Below are 18,678 nucleotides of genomic sequence, written 5' to 3' on the forward strand. Positions count from 1 at the left end.
AAATTAGATATAGATGCATATTGCATTCACTTAACTTCGGTGAGAAAGTTAAGTGAGGCTAATCCCTAAATGAAGGGGCATGTTTAAAACTAAATATGCTTGTTGAAATTTCTGTTTTAATTAATAAAGCTGCTGCTATTTTCAAAATGAAGCAGAGTATTGTAATACAGAATTACAAAATTAATTGTTATTGAAATTGTTAAAATCAAAAGGCATGATATTTATTTATCGTGCCTTTTTTGTAAAATGCATTTTTAGTTCAAAACACATATTTTTATATTAAACACATAAAAAAGCTCTATTTTTTTTAATATGTGTTTTTAATTGATAAAATTTATGAATTAAATAATTTTAAGAATACGTCGATATTTAATACATTTATAAAAAAATTCCAAAAACATATGAGTTATTATAAAATTGAAAATTTAGAACAATATTTTAAACATTACAATAAGTCAATAAGGGAGCCGAGGAAGTTTTGGGGAAAAATAGCTGAAGAAAATTTTACCTGGTACCAACAATGGGATAAAGTAGTAGATTTTAATATGGCCGAAGCCGAAGTAAAATGGTTTACTGAAGCTAAAGTTAACATTACCAAAAACTGTATTGACAGACATTTAAGCAAAAGAGGAGAAAAAACGGCAATTATATTTGAACCAAATGATCCCTCAGAAACTGCTTTACATATAACGTATAACGAATTATACGAAAGAGTATCAAGAATGGCGAATGTTTTGCGCGAGCAGGGTGTTCGTAAAGGAGATCGTGTTTGTATTTATTTACCAATGATTCCTGAATTGGCAGTTGCCGTATTGGCTTGTGCCAGAATTGGGGCTATTCACTCTGTTATTTTTGCAGGTTTTTCAGCATCTGCTGTTACTGCAAGAATTAATGATTGCGAATGTAAAATGGTAATTACTTCTGACGGTGGATACAGAGGAAACAAAACAATTGATCTTAAAGGAATTGTAGATGAAGCATTAGATACTTGTCCTACGGTTGAAAAAGTTTTGGTTGTAAAAAGAACCCAGACCGAAGTTAAAATGAAAGACGGTCGTGACGTGTGGTTACAGCCATTATTGGATGCAGCTATTGATAATAGTGTTGCAGAAATTATGGATGCCGAAGACCCTTTATTTATTTTATATACTTCAGGATCAACAGGTAAACCAAAAGGGATGGTTCATACGACAGCAGGTTATATGGTTTACACGGCATATACCTTTAAAAATGTATTTAGCCACGAAGAAAATGATATTTTCTGGTGTACTGCAGATATCGGATGGATTACAGGTCACTCATACATTTTATACGGACCTTTATTAAACGGAGGAACAACCGTAATTTTTGAAGGAGTGCCATCTTATCCTGATTTCAGCCGTTTTTGGGATATTATCGAAAAACATAAAATCACACAATTTTATACAGCGCCAACTGCAATCCGTTCATTAGCAAAAGAAAGCTTAGATTATATTCAAAAATATCCTCTTAAATCACTTAAAGTTATTGGATCTGTTGGAGAACCAATTAACGAAGAAGCCTGGCACTGGTTTAATGACCACGTTGGAGATAAAAGATGTCCGGTTGTTGATACCTGGTGGCAAACTGAAACCGGTGGAATCATGATTTCGCCAATTGCTTTTGTAACACCAACAAAACCAACATACGCAACTTTGCCATTACCGGGAATTCAGCCTGTTTTGATGGACGAAAAGCGCAACGAAATTGAAGGAAATCAGGTTGTTGGTAGTTTGTGTATTAAATTTCCGTGGCCAGGAATCGCCAGAACTATCTGGGGAGATCACCAACGATACAAAGACACTTATTTCTCTTCTTTCCCTGGAAAATATTTTACAGGAGACGGAGCTTTAAGAGATGAAGTTGGATACTACAGAATCACTGGTAGAGTTGATGATGTTGTAATTGTTTCAGGTCATAATTTAGGAACAGCACCTATCGAAGATGCAATCAACGAGCATCCTGCAGTTGCAGAATCTGCAATTGTTGGTTTCCCTCACGATATAAAAGGAAACGCATTATACGGTTATGTAATTTTGAAAGAAACAGGAGAAGTTAGAAATAAAGAGAATCTGTCTAGAGAAATCAACCAATATATTTCAGACCATATTGGACCAATTGCGAAACTAGATAAAATTCAGTTTGTTTCTGGTTTACCAAAAACACGTTCAGGAAAAATTATGCGTAGAATTTTACGTAAAATTGCAGAAGGAGATTTCTCTAATTTCGGAGATACGTCAACCTTATTGAATCCTGAAATTGTAGAAGAAATTTCAAAAGAAAGAATTTCATAATTCTGACCCAAATAGAAAATAAAAATGCCTCTTAAATTTAAGAGGCATTTTTTTATGTGTATTTTTTGTCAGACTGAGGAAAGTCGAAGTTCAAAACTTTGATAAAGATTAAAGAAAAAAAGTAAACTATACATTTTTTGTCAGACTGAGCGGAGTCGAAGTCCTGCAAAGTGATTCTGCATGACGGGCTTCGACTCCGCTCAGCCTGACAATCTTATAAGAGCTAAGTTTGTATTTTTAAAACTTATATTTTCTTATATGAACTTATATGGTTTAAAAAGTCTTACTTAATTCCCAATCGAGATTTCAGCTTCAAAAACAAAAGTGCAATTCGATAAGCATCTTCAGAAGAAGAATTTCTGTCGCTTTTCGGAATTTTAAAAATTTCGCCTAAATCGTCTAAAGAAAATTGTTTGTCATTAATGTCCGTTAATTTACGATACATCATATCAACATCTAGTGCTTCATTTTTTAATCTTCCACAATCCAAACGTTCAAGAGCGCTGTTAAGCATTTCGATATCAAAATTAATATGATGGCCAACTAAAACAGCATTGCCTATAAAATTAATAAAAGCTTCGAGAGCAGCAGGCTCTTCCATTTTTATCATTTTACTGTCAATAATAAACTCATTAGAAAGCCCATTATCATGCAGGAATTTATATTGCAGCAAAACAGATTCAAAACTGTCCTTGATGACAACACCGTCGTCAACAACTGCAAAAGCTCCCAAAGACAGAATTACATCCTTATTCGGATTTAAGCCTGAGGTTTCAGTAGATAAAACTACAAAACGGTTAGGCTTTGTTTCGAATTTGGTTAAATAATCCTTCCAGAAATCAGGATATTCTTTATTAATATTTTTAATCCAGTCTAACATACTTTATGAAAATTGCGTAAGTTGAAATTTGCTCTTGATTAATTCTTCAAGATCTTTCATTGGTGTTAGAGCATTTTTTAATTTCTCTCTATCTGTTTTTGACATTTCTTTTATATTAATATATTGCCCGGAATCATCATTTTTTAATCCTTCAACAGTTCTAAATTTTGATAAAGTTAGAAAAGCTTCGGCACAGCTTAAATATATTTCTGCATTTTTAGAATCTGTGATTGCTAATTGCTTGAATCTTAAATAAGTGTTCTGAATTCCTTTTATGTTAGAATTTAAAATCAATAAACGCGCGCCATCAATTAAAGGCATTAAAGCACGGGTCTTAATATCAAATTTTCCTTTTTGCGGACCTTCTTCTTCAACAATGAATTTTTTGAAGAAACTCAAAGGAGAATTTCTTTTTAAAGCATCATTTCCTAAGAAATCAAAGAATAAAGTATTGTTAACTGCATTTTTGAAAATTACACCTTCAATCGCTTCTTCAATTTTTGGTTCACCAAAAACGATCTCATAATCAAAGAAAATACTACTTAAATCATTACTGTTTTCACCTGGAGTATTCATCCAACTATTGTATTGTTTTGTCCAGTCAGTCAATGATTTACACCATAACATATTGCTTCCCATGTGTCCGTTAGGGCAAAGTTCATAACCCACTTTTTCAAGTATCGCGGTTGTTCTTTTTGCCAGTCTTAAAAAATAATCTTTTACATCTCTGTATTTCTCAGGCGTAACATCTTCAAAAACTAAAATACTATCCTGGTCTGTCAATAAAAGTTGCTCTTTACGTCCTTGACTACCAATGCTTAACCACGCAAATCGAGCAGGAGGTGAGCCTAAATCTAAAATAGACAATTCTACCGCACGTTTAATTATTGCCAAATTAATTTCACTGGCAATATTGCTGACATGTGAAAGCGGAATATTTTTTTGAATCGAATTTTGTATCAAATCAGACAAACGATCACGAATTTGTTTTAAATCTTTTGGAAGCTGCGAACGTTTGATTTCTTTAATCAAAACCCCTGGATTACTGGCCTGAGCTACAATTAAATCATGTTCAGAAATAATTCCCTTAACGGCAGATTTACTCGTTCCATCTTTGGTAACACATAAATGGGTTACATTGTGTTTTAGCATAAGCAGCTGTGCCTCAGCAAGCGATACGTTCTCTAAAACGGTAACAACCGGCGACGACATGATTTTGTCGATGGTTTCAGTAATAGGATATCGGCCTGTAGCAATTTTCGAAGACAAATCGGCATCTGTAACAATACCAATTGGGTTATTTTTTTCAGTAACTACAATATTATCTACCATAGATTCTGTCATTAAAATAGCCACATCTTTTACAATGCGGTTTGCTTCTGTTTTTAATGGCGAATTATTATAGGTAAGTGTCTGCAAATATTGCATTTCTGATTGCTGATCAACATAAAATGAAGTTTCAGAAGTCATTTTTCCGTTAGAACCCGAACTTTCTTTTGTATGTCTGGAATTTACAGCAAAATTTTCAAGTAAGAAATTTAGAACATCAGAATTATTGGCTACAAAAGGTCTGAAAACAGCGATTGGAATAGCATAAATAATGCTTTCTTCACGTGCTTTTGCAGTCATCATGTAGTTATTTTTGGCGAAAAACGGACGTAATCCAAAAATATTTCCTTCATGGCATTTATTAATAATAGTTTCCTCGGCATCAGCAATTGTAGTCAGATTTATAACACCCGAAGCGACAACATAAAAACTATCATGCAGAGGATCGTTATTTTCAAACAATACTGCGTGTTTCTCTAAATTGATAACGCGAATATTACTTGCAATATCAGCTAATTCCTGAAAAGTTAAGTTGTTAAATGGCGGGTATTCTTTTAAAAAATCTGCAATATGCTCAGCAATTGTATTCATATGTTTGATAATTTTTTTAAAGTATCGAATGTAAAAATAATAAAATAAAACCTTACAATGAAAGCATCTGGATTAGAATATATTAAATATTAAAAATATGTTAATTTTTATTGATTTAAAGGGTTTTAAACGATATTTTTTGTTTTTAATCGATAAAATTTAATGAGATTTTTGAGCAGAATTAAAAAGAAAAGAATGTGCCAAAATTTAAATTGTAATTTTTGAAGTTTAAAACCCTGAAGTGGTTTTTGTAATTTCTGATTTGTTTTAAATCTAATTTAAAAACTTACATTATTGTGAAGTTACAAGAAGCAGAGTTTTATTAATTATAAAGAAGTTTCTATAATGAGTTGATATGGAGTGGTTCTTGAAAAATTCTATTTTACATAATATAAATTATAGGTCAAAAAGGATTAAGGCAATAATAGCCTTTAATCGTATAATTTGCTTAAAATCAATTCTTTTGGAACTAAGTCAGATCCGCCTCTTTTTTCGAATTGAATACGTTCTTCACTCACAAAAAGAACTGCACTGGCCGATGAACCATTTTTAGTTTTCATACTAATTTGAGCTTTTTCACCAAGCACATAAACATATCCGGTAACTTCCATAACGCCGCTACTCAAATTTGCATCATCACTAATCACTTCGGCAGTTCCATAAATCTTGTTATTAGATTGCGCCAGATTAATTTTAAAAATATATTTTTTGCTGCAGTCTTTGCAATTTTCAGTGCTCCAGGTTCCGGTGAATTGATTTGATTGTGAAAATGCTGAAAAAGAAATAAATAATATAAAAAGGATAATTTTTTTCATAAGAATAAAAACTTTTGAATAATCATTTTCAAATATATAAAAAAAGCATCTACGGTTGTGGATGCTTTAGATTCTTGTGAAGAAAAATTTTATTTAAGTTTTTTCAAATAAACTGATTTTCCGTTTAAAGAAACTTCAATTTGATTCGTTTTTTCAGAAAAAGTTGTTCTTAAAGCATTTCCTTTAAAAATTTGAACATCACCATAAACTTTTCCAGTTTCATCAGAAATGTATTCAAATAATAATTTTTTATTATCTGGCTCAATTCCTAATCTGTAGCTTGAAAATTTAGATGTTGTTAAATTGAATTCTTGTTGTGTATCAATAATTTTTCCATCAGCATAAAAATTGGTAACTGATTTATTTAAAGTGATATCAGGATAATATTTATTTACTTGTTCAAGTAATGCATACTGCGCTGGATTTGCATCTTCAATTTTTGTTGTAATAGATTGTGCAAATGACATTGTTGTAAAAATTAAAGCAAATAATAAGGAGAATTTTTTCATAATTTTAGTTTTTAATAGTTATTGTTTCAAAACAATTTTGAAACCTTACATAATAACCACTTTTTTCATAAAAAGTAATTAATATCTATAACAAGGTAGTAAATATTTATCTTTGCACGAAATTAAAAGCAACATTTTAAGAAAATGACAACAAAAAAATATATTAAGCTCATTCTGATTTTAGGTTCTCTAACTGCACTTGGTCCTTTTTCGATCGATATGTATTTACCTGGATTTTCAGGTATTGCAAAAGACTTACATACAACTGTAGCTAAAGTTTCAATGAGTTTATCCAGTTATTTTATTGGAATTTCTGCCGGACAATTGCTTTACGGTCCATTATTGGATCGTTTTGGGCGTAAAATGCCTTTATTTATTGGTTTACTCGTTTATATTATAGCTTCTTTAGGATGCGTTTATGTAACAGATATTGATGCTTTTATATTTTTACGTTTTATTCAGGCAATTGGTAGTTGTGCTGCAACTGTGGCTTCAGTTGCTATGGTGCGCGATTTGTTTCCTGTAAAAGACATTCCAAAGGTTTTTTCATTATTAATGTTAGTTCTCGGGCTTTCGCCGATGTTAGCGCCAACAATTGGAGGTTATGTTACCGAAGATTATGGCTGGCATACTGTATTTTTTATCCTAATGTGTATGGGAATTGCTATTTTAATAGCTGCACAAGTTGGTTTACCAAATAGTTTTAAACCAGATACTTCGATTTCATTAAAACCTAAACCAATTATAAATAACTTTTTAAAAGTACTTAAAGAACCGCAATTTTATACTTACGCATTTACAGGTTCTATCGCTTTTTCGGGCTTATTTACTTATGTAGCGGCCTCTCCTATAATTTTTATGGATATTTATCATGTGGACGCTAAAACATACGGATGGATTTTTGCTTTTATGTCGTCAGTAAGTTTTATTGGTTCAAGTCAATTGAATTCTGTTTTATTAAAGAGATTTTCGAGCGAGCAAATGATTTTTGGAGCTTTAATTGCTCAATCTGTAATAAGTATTGTTTTCCTGATATTGGCATTAAATAATCTTTTAGGACTTTATGAAACTAGTATAATGTTATTTTTATTCTTGGGTTGTCTGGGAATTTCAAACCCAAATACTGCCGGACTTACAATGGCGCCATTTGCCAAAAATGCCGGAAGTGCTTCGGCTTTAATGGGTGCAATTCAATTAGGATTGGGAGCTTTAGCTTCTTTTGCAGTTGGTGTTTTTGTAAAAAATTCTGTTGCACCAATGGTTATTATCATGACTGCAACTACAATTATAGCCTTTATCGTTTTAAATATAGGAAAACGTTTTATAAAAGAAAAAGTAGAAATTTCTGGTGACGATGATATTGTTGTTGGACATTAATTCATTGAAATTCCAATTTTTAAATTCCAAATTCCAATTGTAGGTGTGATAAAAATGACAAACTGAAACTAAATAAAAAGGCCAGAATCTTAGATTCTGGCCTTTTTATTGGGATTTGGAATTTCAAAAATTTGGAATTTAATTCAAATTTATTGTCTTTTCTCTGGTCTGATAATCATTCTAAGAGATTGATCTCTTGCAAAATAAGCTACCATCCAATTCCAAAATGTATTAATTCTGTTTCTGTACGTTATCAAAGAAATTAAATGGATAAACAACCAAATAACCCAGGCAAAAAATCCATTGAAATGCCATTTCGGACTTGGTAAATCTACTACGGCTTTGTTTTTACCAATAATTGCCATTGAGCCTTTATCATTGTAAACAAACGGTTTAAGCGGTTTATTTTTTACTATTGCTTTAAAATTCTTGGCTAAATTTAAACCTTGCTGAATTGCAACTTGAGCTACTTGCGGATGTCCGTCAGGGAAATTTTTATCTCCGGCCAAAATTGCGGTATCACCAATAGCATAAATATTTTCGAGTCCGTTTACTTTATTGTATTGATCTGTGGCCATACGACGACCACGTCCATAACTTTCTTTCGGAATTCCGTCAAAAATTTTAGCAGAAACTCCCGCTGCCCAAATTAAATTTTTGGTTTTGATGGTGTCTCCATTTTCAAAATGAACCGTGTCATCCACATAATCAACAACTCGGGTGTTTAGTTTTACTACAACGCCTAGTTTTGTAAGTGCTTCAAGAGTATCTTTTTGAGAATCTTTACTCATTGGCGCCAACAAAGCATCTCCTCCATCAACTAAATAAACATTACTGGCAGAAGTCTCTAATTCAGGGTATTCCTTAAGCAGGATGTTTTTTCGCATTTCGGCAAACATTCCGGAAACCTCTACTCCTGTAGGTCCTCCTCCGGCAACCACAATTGTTAATAATTTACGACGCTTGCGAATATCTTTGGTAATAGCAGCTTTTTCAAGATTTTTAAGCAATGCATTTCGCATTTCGATGGCATCATTTAAGGTTTTCATCGGAATGGCATTTTTCATTACGTTTTCCATACCAAAATAACTTGTTTCAGCGCCTGTGGCAAAAACCAGATAATCGTATGTTAATTCGCCATTATTTAAAATTATTTTATTTTCGGCAGGAACTACAGAAAGCAGTTCTCCCAAACGAAATTGTAGATTTTTTTTACCGGCAAAAAACTTTCTGAAAGGATAACTAATACTTGATGGTTCTAAAAAAGCAGTAGCAACCTGATATATTAATGGTGGAAAAAAATTATAGTTATTTTTATCTACAAGCGTTACTTGTATTTCAGGCTGATTAACAAGTTCTTTTGCAAGATTTATCCCTGCAAAACCGCCTCCTATTATGACTATATTCATATGTATTTTTATTTAAGTAGGATTTATGAGTAAAACTATTTCTGCTTATAGCAGTTCTATAAATTTAACATTATAATTCCAAATACAAAAACCAATTTTGAGTTTTCTGTTAAAAAATTATGGAATTAATTGGTCAATTTAAGTTTCATCATAAGGTCGGTTTGCTCATCATCACCTAGTTTAAAAATGTGTTTGTCAAATTCTGTAAAACCATTTTTTTGGTAAAAATTTAAGGCTCTCCCGTTTTCCTCCCAAACGCCAAGCCACACATATTCAGCGCTTTTTTCTTTTGCAATTTCAATAGCTTTGTCGTAAAGTAGTTGTCCAACTTTTTTTCCGTGAAATTCTTTTGAAACATAGATTCTCTCAATTTCAAGAGCTTTGTTATCTTTCAATTCTGTTTGAGAATCTCCAAAGTTGACTTTTAAATAGCCAATTACTTCATTTTCAAGTATAGCGAAGTAAAATTCAGAATCTTCATTGGTAAGTTCGGCAGTTAGTTTTTCATATGAAAACCCTTCATCCAAATAAGCTTCTAAGTTTTCTTTAGAATTATGTTCAGAAAATGTTTCCTCAAAAGTTTGTCGGCCAATCTTTTGTAAATCATCAATTTCGCTAATCGAAATTTTTTTTATAATAATATTTGCTGCCATTTCCAGTCGTATTTTAAAGTTCAAATTGTCATTTGCTCATAAAAATACAACATAAAATGGCTAAATCAAGTTATCGAAATATTACTTTTTGAATTTTTTAACAGGTTTTTCTGTGACTTCAACTTTGTTCTGTAAAACGTAATTTGCCATTAGTTTCTCAATTAATTCATCCTTAGTAAGATGGTGAAAAACTGTTTTTACATTCGTTTTTAAATCTGCTGAAAGATCGTGATTTGGTTTTGTTTTAAAGATTTGTTTTGCCCATAAAAGCATATTATTTTCTTCTAAACTTACTGCTGAAGGTTTTTGGAATTTAGTAAATTTAATTCCTAATTCTTTTTCAAATTCCGGAATTTCAACTGTTTCTTCCTCTTGTAAAACGGTTAAAGAAAGTCCCTTTGCTCCTGCCCTTGCGGTTCTTCCACTTCTGTGAACGTAGTTTTCATAAGTATCAGGCAAATGGTAATTTACCACATAAGATATTTCTTTTACATCTATTCCTCTCGCAGCCAAATCGGTAGCGACCAAAATATTAATATGTCCTTCACGAAATTGTTCCATAATTCTATCACGAATTCCCTGAGATAAACTACCGTGAAGCGCTCCGGATGAAAAACGATTTATAGCCAGATTTTTAGCTAATTTATTTACTGCAGCTTTGGTTTTACAGAAAATGATTCCGCGCTCACCATCTTTTGAGTTTAAAAAATGCATTAAAACATCCAGTTTTTCAATTGGGTCGACAACAATATATTCGTGATCAATCCCTTGGTTACCAACAGTTTCCATATTGGCACTAACCTGAACTACATTTTTATTTAAGTAATTCTGAATCAATTGTTTGATTGTTCCCGGTAAAGTTGCTGAAAACAATAAAGTGCGGTGTTTTTTAGGAAGTTCAGCAACAATTTCGTCTAAACTTTCTTTTAAGATTGAAACCATTTCATCGGCTTCATCCAAAACTAAATATTCTGTTTGTTTTAAATCAATCGCTTTACGCTGAATCAAATCGATTAAACGTCCTGGTGTTGCAACAACAATATGTGTTGGCTTTGTAAGGCGTTCAATTTGTGGCTTAATGGGGATTCCACCACAAGTTGAAGCTATAGAGATATTCGGAATATGTTTTCCGAAATCTTCTAAATTTCTAAAAATTTGTTGTCCAAGTTCTCTGGTTGGTACCAAAATAATAGCCTGAACAATTGGCAATTCTGTATTAACTAATTGCAATAAAGGTAATCCGAAAGCGGCTGTTTTTCCCGTTCCGGTTTTGGCTAAACCTACAACATCGTGAATTTCATTTAAAAGCAGCGGAATTGTTTTTTGTTGAATTTCTGTTGGTTCAACAATGTTCAACTCGTTTAGAGCTTTTAAAATTGGTGCTGAAACTCCTAATGATGAGAATTGTTTAGACATTTTTTAGTTTTGTTTTTATTGTTTTTTTTGTTTCAGGTTGGTTTCTTTGAGTATAATTTAACCGCAAAGTTCGCAAAGTTTTTTTCGCAAAGTTCACAAAGTGCAACTTGCGTTCATAGCGTAAAACTTTGCGAACTTTGCGGTTAAGTTCACAAAGTAAACTTGAAACCTTAAACCTGAAACTTTTTTTTAAACTTTTCCAGATCAATCTGGTTCGTTCATGATTTTTTCACGGTATTTTTTACCGATTAATAAAGTCATATTCTTTTTGTAATCTTCAACCAGCCATTCGCGGTAGTTTTTACTGCATTGGCTCAGGCATTTTGCATAACGTTTGATACGGCATTCAATATCATCATCCAATTCTTTTCCTAAAGATTTTGCTTCTTGTAAAGTTTCGGTATTATCAACACACATCGCCGCATGTTGTTCTAACGATTTGTCTAATACTACTTTAGAACGTAAATTTTGTTTGATAATAAGTTTATGTTCTTCATCAACATCAAAAGTAACTTCAGCAGTTTTACTGAATTTAGCTCTTAATTCAGGTGGCATTGTATATTTAAAATATAATTCGATTTCTGTATCGTCACGTAAATTCTCTAAATAAAATTCAGGTGATTTAAAGATATGCTGCCAGTTTACCGGTTCACTCCACAAACCAAAACGTGCTGCATTATTTCCCAGATCAATAACCGTAAATTCATCTTTACCAGGTAATTTACGAGATCCACGACCAATCATCTGGTAGTATAAAGTCAACGATTTTGTTGCTCTGTTTAATATAATAGTTTCTACAGTTGGCTCATCAAAACCAGTTGTTAAAATTCCAACCGAAGTTAAAATTGCATCCGGAGTTTTCTTAAACCAGGCCAAAATATCTTTACGTTCTTCAGAACTGCTTGTATTATCAAGGTGTCTGATGTCGTAGCCCGCTTCTCTAAAAGTTTCATATACATATAATGAAGTATGAATACCATTGTTGAAAATCAGGGTTTTTTTACCCAATGAACGCTCTGTATAAGCATGCAGTAATTTTTCCTGCATGATCGTATTGGTATACAAATCATCAGAAGATTTTACGGTATAATCTCCATTAATACCTACTTTTAATGATGTTAATCCCACATCATAACTGTAGGTTGTAGCGCGCGCCAAAAATCCTTTGTCAATTAATGAGCTAATGGTGTCTCCCACAATAAGTTCATCATAACTCTGGTGCATTGGTAATTTTATATTCGAACTCAAAGGAGTTGCTGTTACTCCAAGAATAAAAGCATTTTTGAATGAGTTTAATAATTTTCTAAATGAATTGTAATGTGCCTCATCAATAATAACCAAACCAATATTGTCAAGATGTAATTTCTCGTCATTGATACGGTTTTTTAAAGTTTCAACCATCGCCACAAAACAAGAATAATCGTTTTGATCAGGCAGTTCTTTTACTTTACTATTGATGATTTTATTAGAAACACCAAAGCCTTTCAACATTTTTGAAGTTTGCTTACAAAGTTCTATACGGTGCGTTAAAACAACTACTTTTTTATCATTATTCGCTAAATAACGACGAACGATTTCAGAAAAAATTACAGTTTTTCCTCCACCTGTTGGCAGTTGATACAATAAATGATGTTGAGCTGGAGCATTGTCTAAACGTTCAAAAATGGCGTCGATATCGCCTTTTTGGTATGCATAAAGTTCTTTTTTCTCTTCTCTTTCTATTTCTAAAGTGTTTTGAGACATTGTTTATTTTTGGATTTTTGCAAAAATACATCTAAAAAACAGTTATCCATCCTATTTTAATTTAAAATAAATGATTTTTTTTAATAAGATTTTTTATGAGAAGTGTTTTTATAAGTCGATTTTGTCTAAAATTATCTCAAAATCGTATTTGTTTTTCCATTTTTGTTGAATAGTTTGCTGTTGGATCGCAATTATTCTTGTTTTAAATTCATTCAAAATTCCATTCGAAATAACAAAATTTAACGCTTGCTCAAAAGAATTAAACATACTTTTGTAAAACAATTCCTGCTTAATAAAGTTATTATATGAGAAAGTTTGCGCTATTTCGATATTATACAACATCAAATCGGCAATAATAAACGAATCAACACCTAATGAAATGAAATGTTTGATAATTTTTTGCGCAACAGATCGCCTCATTTTTGCTTTAGGACGCCATTTTGCATTTGGCTTTTTTACAGGGAAATATTCGTGCGAAATTTTGACCTTGCTTTCCTGCAATAATTTGTCTTCTTTTGGATTAAAAGCAAAATCATAATAGACTTTTACCGGACTAAATTTCTCGTACAATTCGATGATTTGTTTCTCAAGTTGTTCTTTATTTAAATCTGCTAAATATTTTTTTAAATCGCGCTTGCTCATTATCAAAGTTTAAGGTTACAAAGTTAAATTACTTTTAGCATTCATACTCTAATAATCAACCATAATACTTAATTTTGCCGGATTAAATTTAAAAACCAAATATATGCTCAAGATTTTTAAGGTTACCGCAATTTTAGAAGGAATTTCCTATTTAGTTTTATTCGCCAATATGCTTATCATTAAAACAAACAATCCTGAACTTTATCATACATTATTACGTCCTTTAGGAATGACTCACGGCGTATTATTTATCGGATATATAGTGTTGGCTTTTTTACTGAAAAAATCTCAAAACTGGGATTTAAAAACTTTCGGAATTATATTGATTGCTTCACTTATTCCGTTTGGAACTTTCTATATCGAGAAAAAATATTTAGCAAATAATGCATAAACCTTTGGATAAAATATTTAACTTTTTATATCCGCTTTTTCGGGATTGGGGAATGAGCCGCAATTTTGCGTCCTACACCAGTCTTGTTTTTAATATTGCCATTATGGTGGCTTTGGCGTATGCCATATATTATCTTGCCAAGTTCGTTTTGGTTACGCTTACGGCGGTTTTTGCCCAGCGTACCAAAACCAAGTTTGATGATTATTTGGTTCACAATAAAACCACAAAATATACCGCTTATTTAATTCCGTTTTTCTTTATTTATAAAGCTGTTCCGATTATTTTAGATAAATACGATTATTGGGAAGGTCTTTTTGGGAAAATAGTTGGTGTTTACATCGTTTTGATCACTTTATGGATCATCAGAACGATTTTTAATTCGTTACGGGATTATTTAAAACAAAAACCGGAATACAGCGATAAACCTATCGACAGTTTTGTACAGGTTATCATGATTGTGCTCTGGATTTTTGGTGTTGCGCTTATTATTTCGACTTTATTCGGAATTAAAAAAGGCGAATTACTGACTATTTTAGGGACACTTTCGGCAATTATTATCTTGATTTTTAGAGATACTATTTTAGGATTTGTTTCCAGTGTCCAGGTTGCTATAAACGACATGGTTCGTATTGGCGACTGGATTACAATGGATAAATTTGGTGCCGATGGCGATGTTATCGAAATCAATTTAACGACTGTAAAAGTTCGAAATTTTGATAATACCATTACCACGATTCCAACATATGCCTTGAGTTCAGATTCGTTTCAGAACTGGCGAGGCATGCAAAAATCTGATGGAAGACGTATTAAAAGGCATGTTTTGATAAAAAGCAGCAGCATTCGTTTTCTTCATAATGAAGATTTGAATCAGATGAAAAAAGTACAGCTCATTTCATCTTATATAGAAACCAGACAGGCCGAAATTGAGAAATACAATGCTTTGCACGGTGTTGATAAAAGCCTTGCACTGAACGGTAGAAACATGACTAATTTAGGTTTGTTTCGAAAATATATCATGCAATATCTGGTAACTCATCCTGGTTTAAACAAAGACATGCATATTATGTGTCGCCAATTACAATCGAGTGCGCATGGAGTTCCGTTAGAAATTTATGCTTTTTCGAGCGATAAACGCTGGGCAAATTACGAATATATTATGGCCGATATTTTTGATCACATTATGGCTTCGGTCATTTATTTTGATTTAGAAATTTTCGAATTGCCATCGCAGATTGGACCTTTAGATTAAATAAAAGTTTCAGGTTTCAAGTTTCAGGTTGCTTTACTTTGAACTAAGGTCTATACGTATATAGTAAACCCGACAGGTTTTTAAAACCTGTCGGGTTTGTCATTTATAGAACTTGAAACCTGAAACGTGACACCTGAAACTACTCTTTTTTCACTTCTTCAAAAATAAATTTTGGATCGTTAAAACTCAGGGTTCCCTGAATAAAGCAAGGAAGATTCATGAAAGTGCCAATGACACCATTTCCAAGTAGTAATTTATTTTCTTTTTTAAGCAAAGCCAATGGAACTCTTTTCCAGCTTCCTCCGTTAGAAATATAATGAAAATCTCCCGTTAAAGTATTTCCTTTTATATCTCCCCTTACATCGCCGGAATCTTTCCCTGTTTTGTAATACGATATTTCATAACGTCCGTAAAAACGTTTATCACTTATACTAATGTCTAAAGTTGCTGTATCGCTGCCACTTACAGCCCGATAAAAAGCACGATTATATTTATCTTTTTTCTCCTTAGAGTTACAGGAAATTAGAAAAACGAACAACAAGCAAACGATTAAAAGTTTTTGAAACATTTTGAGTATTTTTTTTCGGTTAAAATCTTATAATAAATTAAAGTTAAGCTTAAATAAACTTATGTGTTTTAGTTGGTAAAAATTTAATTATAATGAGTTTCGTGTTTTATTTTTTTCTAAATTTAAAGAAAAAACATGGCAGATAGAGACACTTTTTTAAAAGAATTAAGAGGCGAAACTTTAGGAACTGTAAGTGCTCAATCTTCGGCAGATGAGTTGTTTCAAAATCAAACGATTAGGCCTATTTTAAAACTCCAGAACGATTTGTTTGTAGCCGTTTTTATCAACTACGTAAACAAAAACAAAGCTGATTTTTATTCGTACACAGTCGAAAAGAAATTACAAACAATTGAAAACTCCATTCAAAAGGATATTAAATTCCGTAATTCTTTAAAAGGAATTGTTATGGCACTTTTTACCATTGAAGAATACGATACTTATATTCAAAATTCATCAAGTCTAAACAAAAGAATGATGAATTTATTAATTGACCGATTGAAAAGTCAGGTGCAATTGTTTGAGTTGGAATCGAATTCGAAGTAACCTATAAAATGATTAAAACAGCTTACCATTACTTATTTTATAGAACTTACGAAGTTATTTTAAAAACCAATCAATCTTCTTCTGAATCATCTTCAGCAAGATTGTTATCTATATTATTTTTTATAAATATTTTCACAGTATACTTCTTTCTTTTTAATAGTTACCGCACAATTTCTTTTTATGTTTTTATCATAATTGGAGTTGGTTTATCGATCTTAAATTTATGGTATTTTAATAATGTTCGGCACAATGATATTATTTCTGAATTTAAAAATTATAAAGTAAAATTAGCATACAAATATTTAGCCGATAGTTATCCTTATCTATCAGGTTTGGTTTTTTTAATTTCTATCAGGGTTAATTTTAGTACAATTCTTTATTATTCCGGAATAATTGTTTTGATAAAACTAATTTCCTATTTCTGGAAAGCTTAATTTTATATGATAAATATATATAAATGTTTACCAAATTCAGAAATAAATTCCCGATAAGCGACGAACGCTGGATCGAATATACAAGCTATTTCAATCGCATTGAAGCTCCTGCAAAAACAACACTTTTGGAAGAAGGCGAAGTTTCAAAGAAGCTTTTTATAATTGAAAAAGGCTGTATCAGAGTTTGGTTTAACAATAATGGAAAAGATCTTACGACGCAGTTTTTCTTCGAAAATCAAAGTGTAGCTTCTATTGAAAGTTTCATAAAACAATTCCCAAGTCCGGTTGTTATCGAAACCATTGAGCCATCTGTAATTTGGTGGATATCTAAAAACGATATGGATAAAATTCTGGAAGAAGTAAAAGAAATTCCGGAGTTAAGAGATCGTTTCATCGATATGATTTTTCAGCGTACATTTGATTATATCAGACATTTTGTTTCATTTATAAAAGACTCCCCTACTCAGCGTTACCTTACTTTAATTGAAGAAAAACCTCAAATTATACAACGCGTTCCTCAACATTATTTAGCTTCTTATCTTGGTGTAAGTACGGTTCATTTAAGCCGAATAAAAAGCAAATTGGTTCATAAAAAATAGAGAATTTCAACATACCATTTTACCATATAAGTTTATAAGTTCATTTAAGCTTGACTTATAATTACTTATATGGTTTAAAAACATAGTACTTGTATTTATTTGATAACAAATGTTATCGTTGGCGCGTAAACCGCAATCTAACTTTGCCTCATAAAATTAAATAATTATGAAAGCAGCAGTAGTTTATAAAAAAGGCGAAATGCCAAAATATGCAGAAATTGCAGAACCAATTGTACAAAATGAAAATCAAATTCTAATTTCGGTTAAAGCCGTTGCAATTACCAATCTTGATAAAGGAAAAGCCAGCGGGGCACATTATTCATCTGAAAAAGAGAGTCAAAACGGTTTTGTAGTTGGCAGTGACGCAATTGGTTTGCTGGATGACGGAACAAGAGTTTATGTCCGAGGAATTAGCGGTACAATGGCTGAAAAAGCGATTATCGATAAAAATCTATCTGTTCCTTTACCAGACGGAATTAGTAATGCAATTGCGGCTTCAATGCCCAATGCGGTTGCTGGATCAGCGATGGCTTTAAAATTTAGAGCTCAAATTAAACCTGGTGAAACGGTTTTAATAAACGGGGCAACCGGGTTTACAGGTCAAATGGCAATTCAGATTGCGAAACATTATGGAGCAAAAAAAATTATTGTTACAGGAAGAAATGAAAAAACACTTCAAAGTCTTTTAGAATTAGGCGCTGACGAAGTTATTTCACTTAAACAAAACGATGAAGATTTTATTGCTCAGCTAAAAGCCATTCACTTAAATACGCCTATAGATATCATTCTGGATTATTTGTGGGGACATCCGGCAGAATTGATTCTTTCTATTTTAAAAGGAAATGGAGCATTCACAAACAAAGTAAGATATGTAACTATTGGAGGAATGGCCGGTGATACAATTCAATTGTCATCAGGAATTTTAAGAAGCGTTGATCTGCAGTTATCAGGTTCAGGCTTAGGAAGCTGGGCAAAAGAAGAAGTCAAATTATTATTTTCAGAAATTCTTCCGGAAATGTTTCTTCTGGCCGCTCAAAATAAACTGAAAGTAAATATTGAACAAGTAAGTTTAGTTGATATTGAGAAAATATGGAATGTAGAAAATATTGATGGTCAGCGATTTGTAGTTATTGTTTAAAGGTTCTGAGATGCTAAGTTGCTAAGATTCTAAGTTTTTTTTAGAAGGTTAACAAAAGGTACTAAGGCTCTGAGATACTA

General features: G+C 32.0%; 18 protein-coding genes. 8 read left to right on the forward strand and 10 right to left on the reverse strand.

The window, feature by feature from the left end; genetic code table 11:
- Positions 1-401: 401 nt before the first annotated feature.
- Positions 402-2,312: an acetate--CoA ligase gene (gene acs, locus BUE22_RS06290; protein WP_042567002.1), complete on the forward strand. Its 1,911-nt coding sequence runs from the start codon at positions 402-404 to the stop codon at positions 2,310-2,312.
- 283 nt (positions 2,313-2,595) lie between these two features.
- Here acs and BUE22_RS06295 read toward each other — a convergent pair whose 3' ends face one another.
- The 4 genes from BUE22_RS06295 to BUE22_RS06310 all read right to left on the reverse strand — a co-directional run bounded on the left by BUE22_RS06295 (position 2,596) and on the right by BUE22_RS06310 (position 6,436).
- Positions 2,596-3,192, reverse strand: coding sequence for a 3'-5' exonuclease (locus BUE22_RS06295; protein ID WP_042567001.1), 597 nt, complete (start codon positions 3,190-3,192; stop codon positions 2,596-2,598).
- A 3-nt stretch (positions 3,193-3,195) separates the two neighbouring features.
- Complete coding sequence (locus BUE22_RS06300; protein ID WP_042567000.1) at positions 3,196-5,112, reverse strand: DUF294 nucleotidyltransferase-like domain-containing protein; 1,917 nt, start codon at positions 5,110-5,112, stop codon at positions 3,196-3,198.
- 431 nt (positions 5,113-5,543) lie between these two features.
- Complete coding sequence (locus BUE22_RS06305) at positions 5,544-5,927, reverse strand: hypothetical protein (RefSeq protein ID WP_073394191.1); 384 nt, start codon at positions 5,925-5,927, stop codon at positions 5,544-5,546.
- A gap of 89 nt (positions 5,928-6,016) precedes the next feature.
- Positions 6,017-6,436, reverse strand: coding sequence for a hypothetical protein (locus tag BUE22_RS06310; protein WP_073394192.1), 420 nt, complete (start codon positions 6,434-6,436; stop codon positions 6,017-6,019).
- 144 nt (positions 6,437-6,580) lie between these two features.
- On the opposite strand from BUE22_RS06310, the gene BUE22_RS06315 reads away from it, so the two are divergent.
- Complete coding sequence (locus BUE22_RS06315; RefSeq protein ID WP_073394193.1) at positions 6,581-7,813, forward strand: multidrug effflux MFS transporter; 1,233 nt, start codon at positions 6,581-6,583, stop codon at positions 7,811-7,813.
- Between the two features lie 149 nt (positions 7,814-7,962).
- On the opposite strand, the gene BUE22_RS06320 is transcribed toward BUE22_RS06315, so the two are convergent.
- From BUE22_RS06320 to BUE22_RS06340, 5 genes are all read right to left on the reverse strand, one after another.
- A complete protein-coding gene (locus tag BUE22_RS06320; protein ID WP_073394194.1) occupies positions 7,963-9,222 on the reverse strand; it encodes an NAD(P)/FAD-dependent oxidoreductase in 1,260 nt (419 codons plus the stop codon).
- 125 nt (positions 9,223-9,347) lie between these two features.
- A complete protein-coding gene (locus BUE22_RS06325; RefSeq protein WP_073394195.1) occupies positions 9,348-9,875 on the reverse strand; it encodes a GNAT family N-acetyltransferase in 528 nt (175 codons plus the stop codon).
- 81 nt (positions 9,876-9,956) lie between these two features.
- The gene (locus tag BUE22_RS06330) at positions 9,957-11,291 is read right to left on the reverse strand and encodes a DEAD/DEAH box helicase (protein ID WP_073394196.1); all 1,335 of its coding nucleotides are present in this window, start codon (positions 11,289-11,291) and stop codon (positions 9,957-9,959) included.
- A gap of 204 nt (positions 11,292-11,495) precedes the next feature.
- On the reverse strand, positions 11,496-13,034 hold the full coding sequence (locus BUE22_RS06335; RefSeq protein ID WP_042566993.1) for a DEAD/DEAH box helicase: 1,539 nt from the start codon (positions 13,032-13,034) through the stop codon (positions 11,496-11,498).
- Between the two features lie 108 nt (positions 13,035-13,142).
- Positions 13,143-13,676 (reverse strand): DUF6155 family protein, encoded by a 534-nt coding sequence (locus BUE22_RS06340; RefSeq protein WP_073394197.1) that lies wholly within the window; start codon positions 13,674-13,676, stop codon positions 13,143-13,145.
- A gap of 103 nt (positions 13,677-13,779) precedes the next feature.
- Here BUE22_RS06340 and BUE22_RS06345 point away from each other — a divergent pair, with 103 nt between their 5' ends.
- Both BUE22_RS06345 and BUE22_RS06350 read left to right on the forward strand, forming a co-directional pair.
- On the forward strand, positions 13,780-14,067 hold the full coding sequence (locus tag BUE22_RS06345) for a DUF3817 domain-containing protein (protein ID WP_042566991.1): 288 nt from the start codon (positions 13,780-13,782) through the stop codon (positions 14,065-14,067).
- Positions 14,060-15,316, forward strand: coding sequence for a mechanosensitive ion channel family protein (locus tag BUE22_RS06350; RefSeq protein ID WP_073394198.1), 1,257 nt, complete (start codon positions 14,060-14,062; stop codon positions 15,314-15,316). Before BUE22_RS06345 ends, BUE22_RS06350 begins: the two co-directional genes overlap by 8 nt.
- Positions 15,317-15,455: 139 nt before the next feature.
- On the opposite strand, the gene BUE22_RS06355 is transcribed toward BUE22_RS06350, so the two are convergent.
- The gene (locus BUE22_RS06355) at positions 15,456-15,884 is read right to left on the reverse strand and encodes a hypothetical protein (RefSeq protein WP_073394199.1); all 429 of its coding nucleotides are present in this window, start codon (positions 15,882-15,884) and stop codon (positions 15,456-15,458) included.
- A gap of 135 nt (positions 15,885-16,019) precedes the next feature.
- Between BUE22_RS06355 and BUE22_RS06360 the strand changes: the two genes are divergently transcribed.
- The 4 genes from BUE22_RS06360 to BUE22_RS06375 all read left to right on the forward strand — a co-directional run bounded on the left by BUE22_RS06360 (position 16,020) and on the right by BUE22_RS06375 (position 18,598).
- A complete protein-coding gene (locus BUE22_RS06360) occupies positions 16,020-16,427 on the forward strand; it encodes a hypothetical protein (protein ID WP_042566988.1) in 408 nt (135 codons plus the stop codon).
- 8 nt (positions 16,428-16,435) lie between these two features.
- Positions 16,436-16,861, forward strand: coding sequence for a hypothetical protein (locus BUE22_RS06365; protein ID WP_073394200.1), 426 nt, complete (start codon positions 16,436-16,438; stop codon positions 16,859-16,861).
- Between the two features lie 23 nt (positions 16,862-16,884).
- A complete protein-coding gene (locus BUE22_RS06370; RefSeq protein ID WP_073394201.1) occupies positions 16,885-17,460 on the forward strand; it encodes a Crp/Fnr family transcriptional regulator in 576 nt (191 codons plus the stop codon).
- Between the two features lie 166 nt (positions 17,461-17,626).
- Complete coding sequence (locus tag BUE22_RS06375) at positions 17,627-18,598, forward strand: quinone oxidoreductase family protein (RefSeq protein ID WP_073394202.1); 972 nt, start codon at positions 17,627-17,629, stop codon at positions 18,596-18,598.
- Positions 18,599-18,678: the final 80 nt, after the last annotated feature.

This window comes from Flavobacterium pectinovorum (assembly GCF_900142715.1).
Taxonomy (GTDB): domain Bacteria; phylum Bacteroidota; class Bacteroidia; order Flavobacteriales; family Flavobacteriaceae; genus Flavobacterium; species Flavobacterium pectinovorum.

What these genes read in the sequence shown, in the direction of transcription:
- BUE22_RS06330 (WP_073394196.1), bottom strand. Translation starts at nt 11,291, where the DNA reads ATGTCTAAACAATTCTCATCATTAGGAGTTTCAGCACCAATTTTAAAA.
- BUE22_RS06355 (WP_073394199.1), bottom strand. Translation starts at nt 15,884, where the DNA reads ATGTTTCAAAAACTTTTAATCGTTTGCTTGTTGTTCGTTTTTCTAATT.
- BUE22_RS06340 (WP_073394197.1), bottom strand. Translation starts at nt 13,676, where the DNA reads ATGAGCAAGCGCGATTTAAAAAAATATTTAGCAGATTTAAATAAAGAA.
- BUE22_RS06375 (WP_073394202.1), top strand. Translation starts at nt 17,627, where the DNA reads ATGAAAGCAGCAGTAGTTTATAAAAAAGGCGAAATGCCAAAATATGCA.
- BUE22_RS06345 (WP_042566991.1), top strand. Translation starts at nt 13,780, where the DNA reads ATGCTCAAGATTTTTAAGGTTACCGCAATTTTAGAAGGAATTTCCTAT.
- acs (WP_042567002.1), top strand. Translation starts at nt 402, where the DNA reads ATGAGTTATTATAAAATTGAAAATTTAGAACAATATTTTAAACATTAC.
- BUE22_RS06315 (WP_073394193.1), top strand. Translation starts at nt 6,581, where the DNA reads ATGACAACAAAAAAATATATTAAGCTCATTCTGATTTTAGGTTCTCTA.
- BUE22_RS06295 (WP_042567001.1), bottom strand. Translation starts at nt 3,192, where the DNA reads ATGTTAGACTGGATTAAAAATATTAATAAAGAATATCCTGATTTCTGG.
- BUE22_RS06335 (WP_042566993.1), bottom strand. Translation starts at nt 13,034, where the DNA reads ATGTCTCAAAACACTTTAGAAATAGAAAGAGAAGAGAAAAAAGAACTT.
- BUE22_RS06360 (WP_042566988.1), top strand. Translation starts at nt 16,020, where the DNA reads ATGGCAGATAGAGACACTTTTTTAAAAGAATTAAGAGGCGAAACTTTA.
- BUE22_RS06310 (WP_073394192.1), bottom strand. Translation starts at nt 6,436, where the DNA reads ATGAAAAAATTCTCCTTATTATTTGCTTTAATTTTTACAACAATGTCA.
- BUE22_RS06350 (WP_073394198.1), top strand. Translation starts at nt 14,060, where the DNA reads ATGCATAAACCTTTGGATAAAATATTTAACTTTTTATATCCGCTTTTT.
- BUE22_RS06365 (WP_073394200.1), top strand. Translation starts at nt 16,436, where the DNA reads ATGATTAAAACAGCTTACCATTACTTATTTTATAGAACTTACGAAGTT.
- BUE22_RS06320 (WP_073394194.1), bottom strand. Translation starts at nt 9,222, where the DNA reads ATGAATATAGTCATAATAGGAGGCGGTTTTGCAGGGATAAATCTTGCA.
- BUE22_RS06370 (WP_073394201.1), top strand. Translation starts at nt 16,885, where the DNA reads ATGTTTACCAAATTCAGAAATAAATTCCCGATAAGCGACGAACGCTGG.
- BUE22_RS06300 (WP_042567000.1), bottom strand. Translation starts at nt 5,112, where the DNA reads ATGAATACAATTGCTGAGCATATTGCAGATTTTTTAAAAGAATACCCG.
- BUE22_RS06325 (WP_073394195.1), bottom strand. Translation starts at nt 9,875, where the DNA reads ATGGCAGCAAATATTATTATAAAAAAAATTTCGATTAGCGAAATTGAT.
- BUE22_RS06305 (WP_073394191.1), bottom strand. Translation starts at nt 5,927, where the DNA reads ATGAAAAAAATTATCCTTTTTATATTATTTATTTCTTTTTCAGCATTT.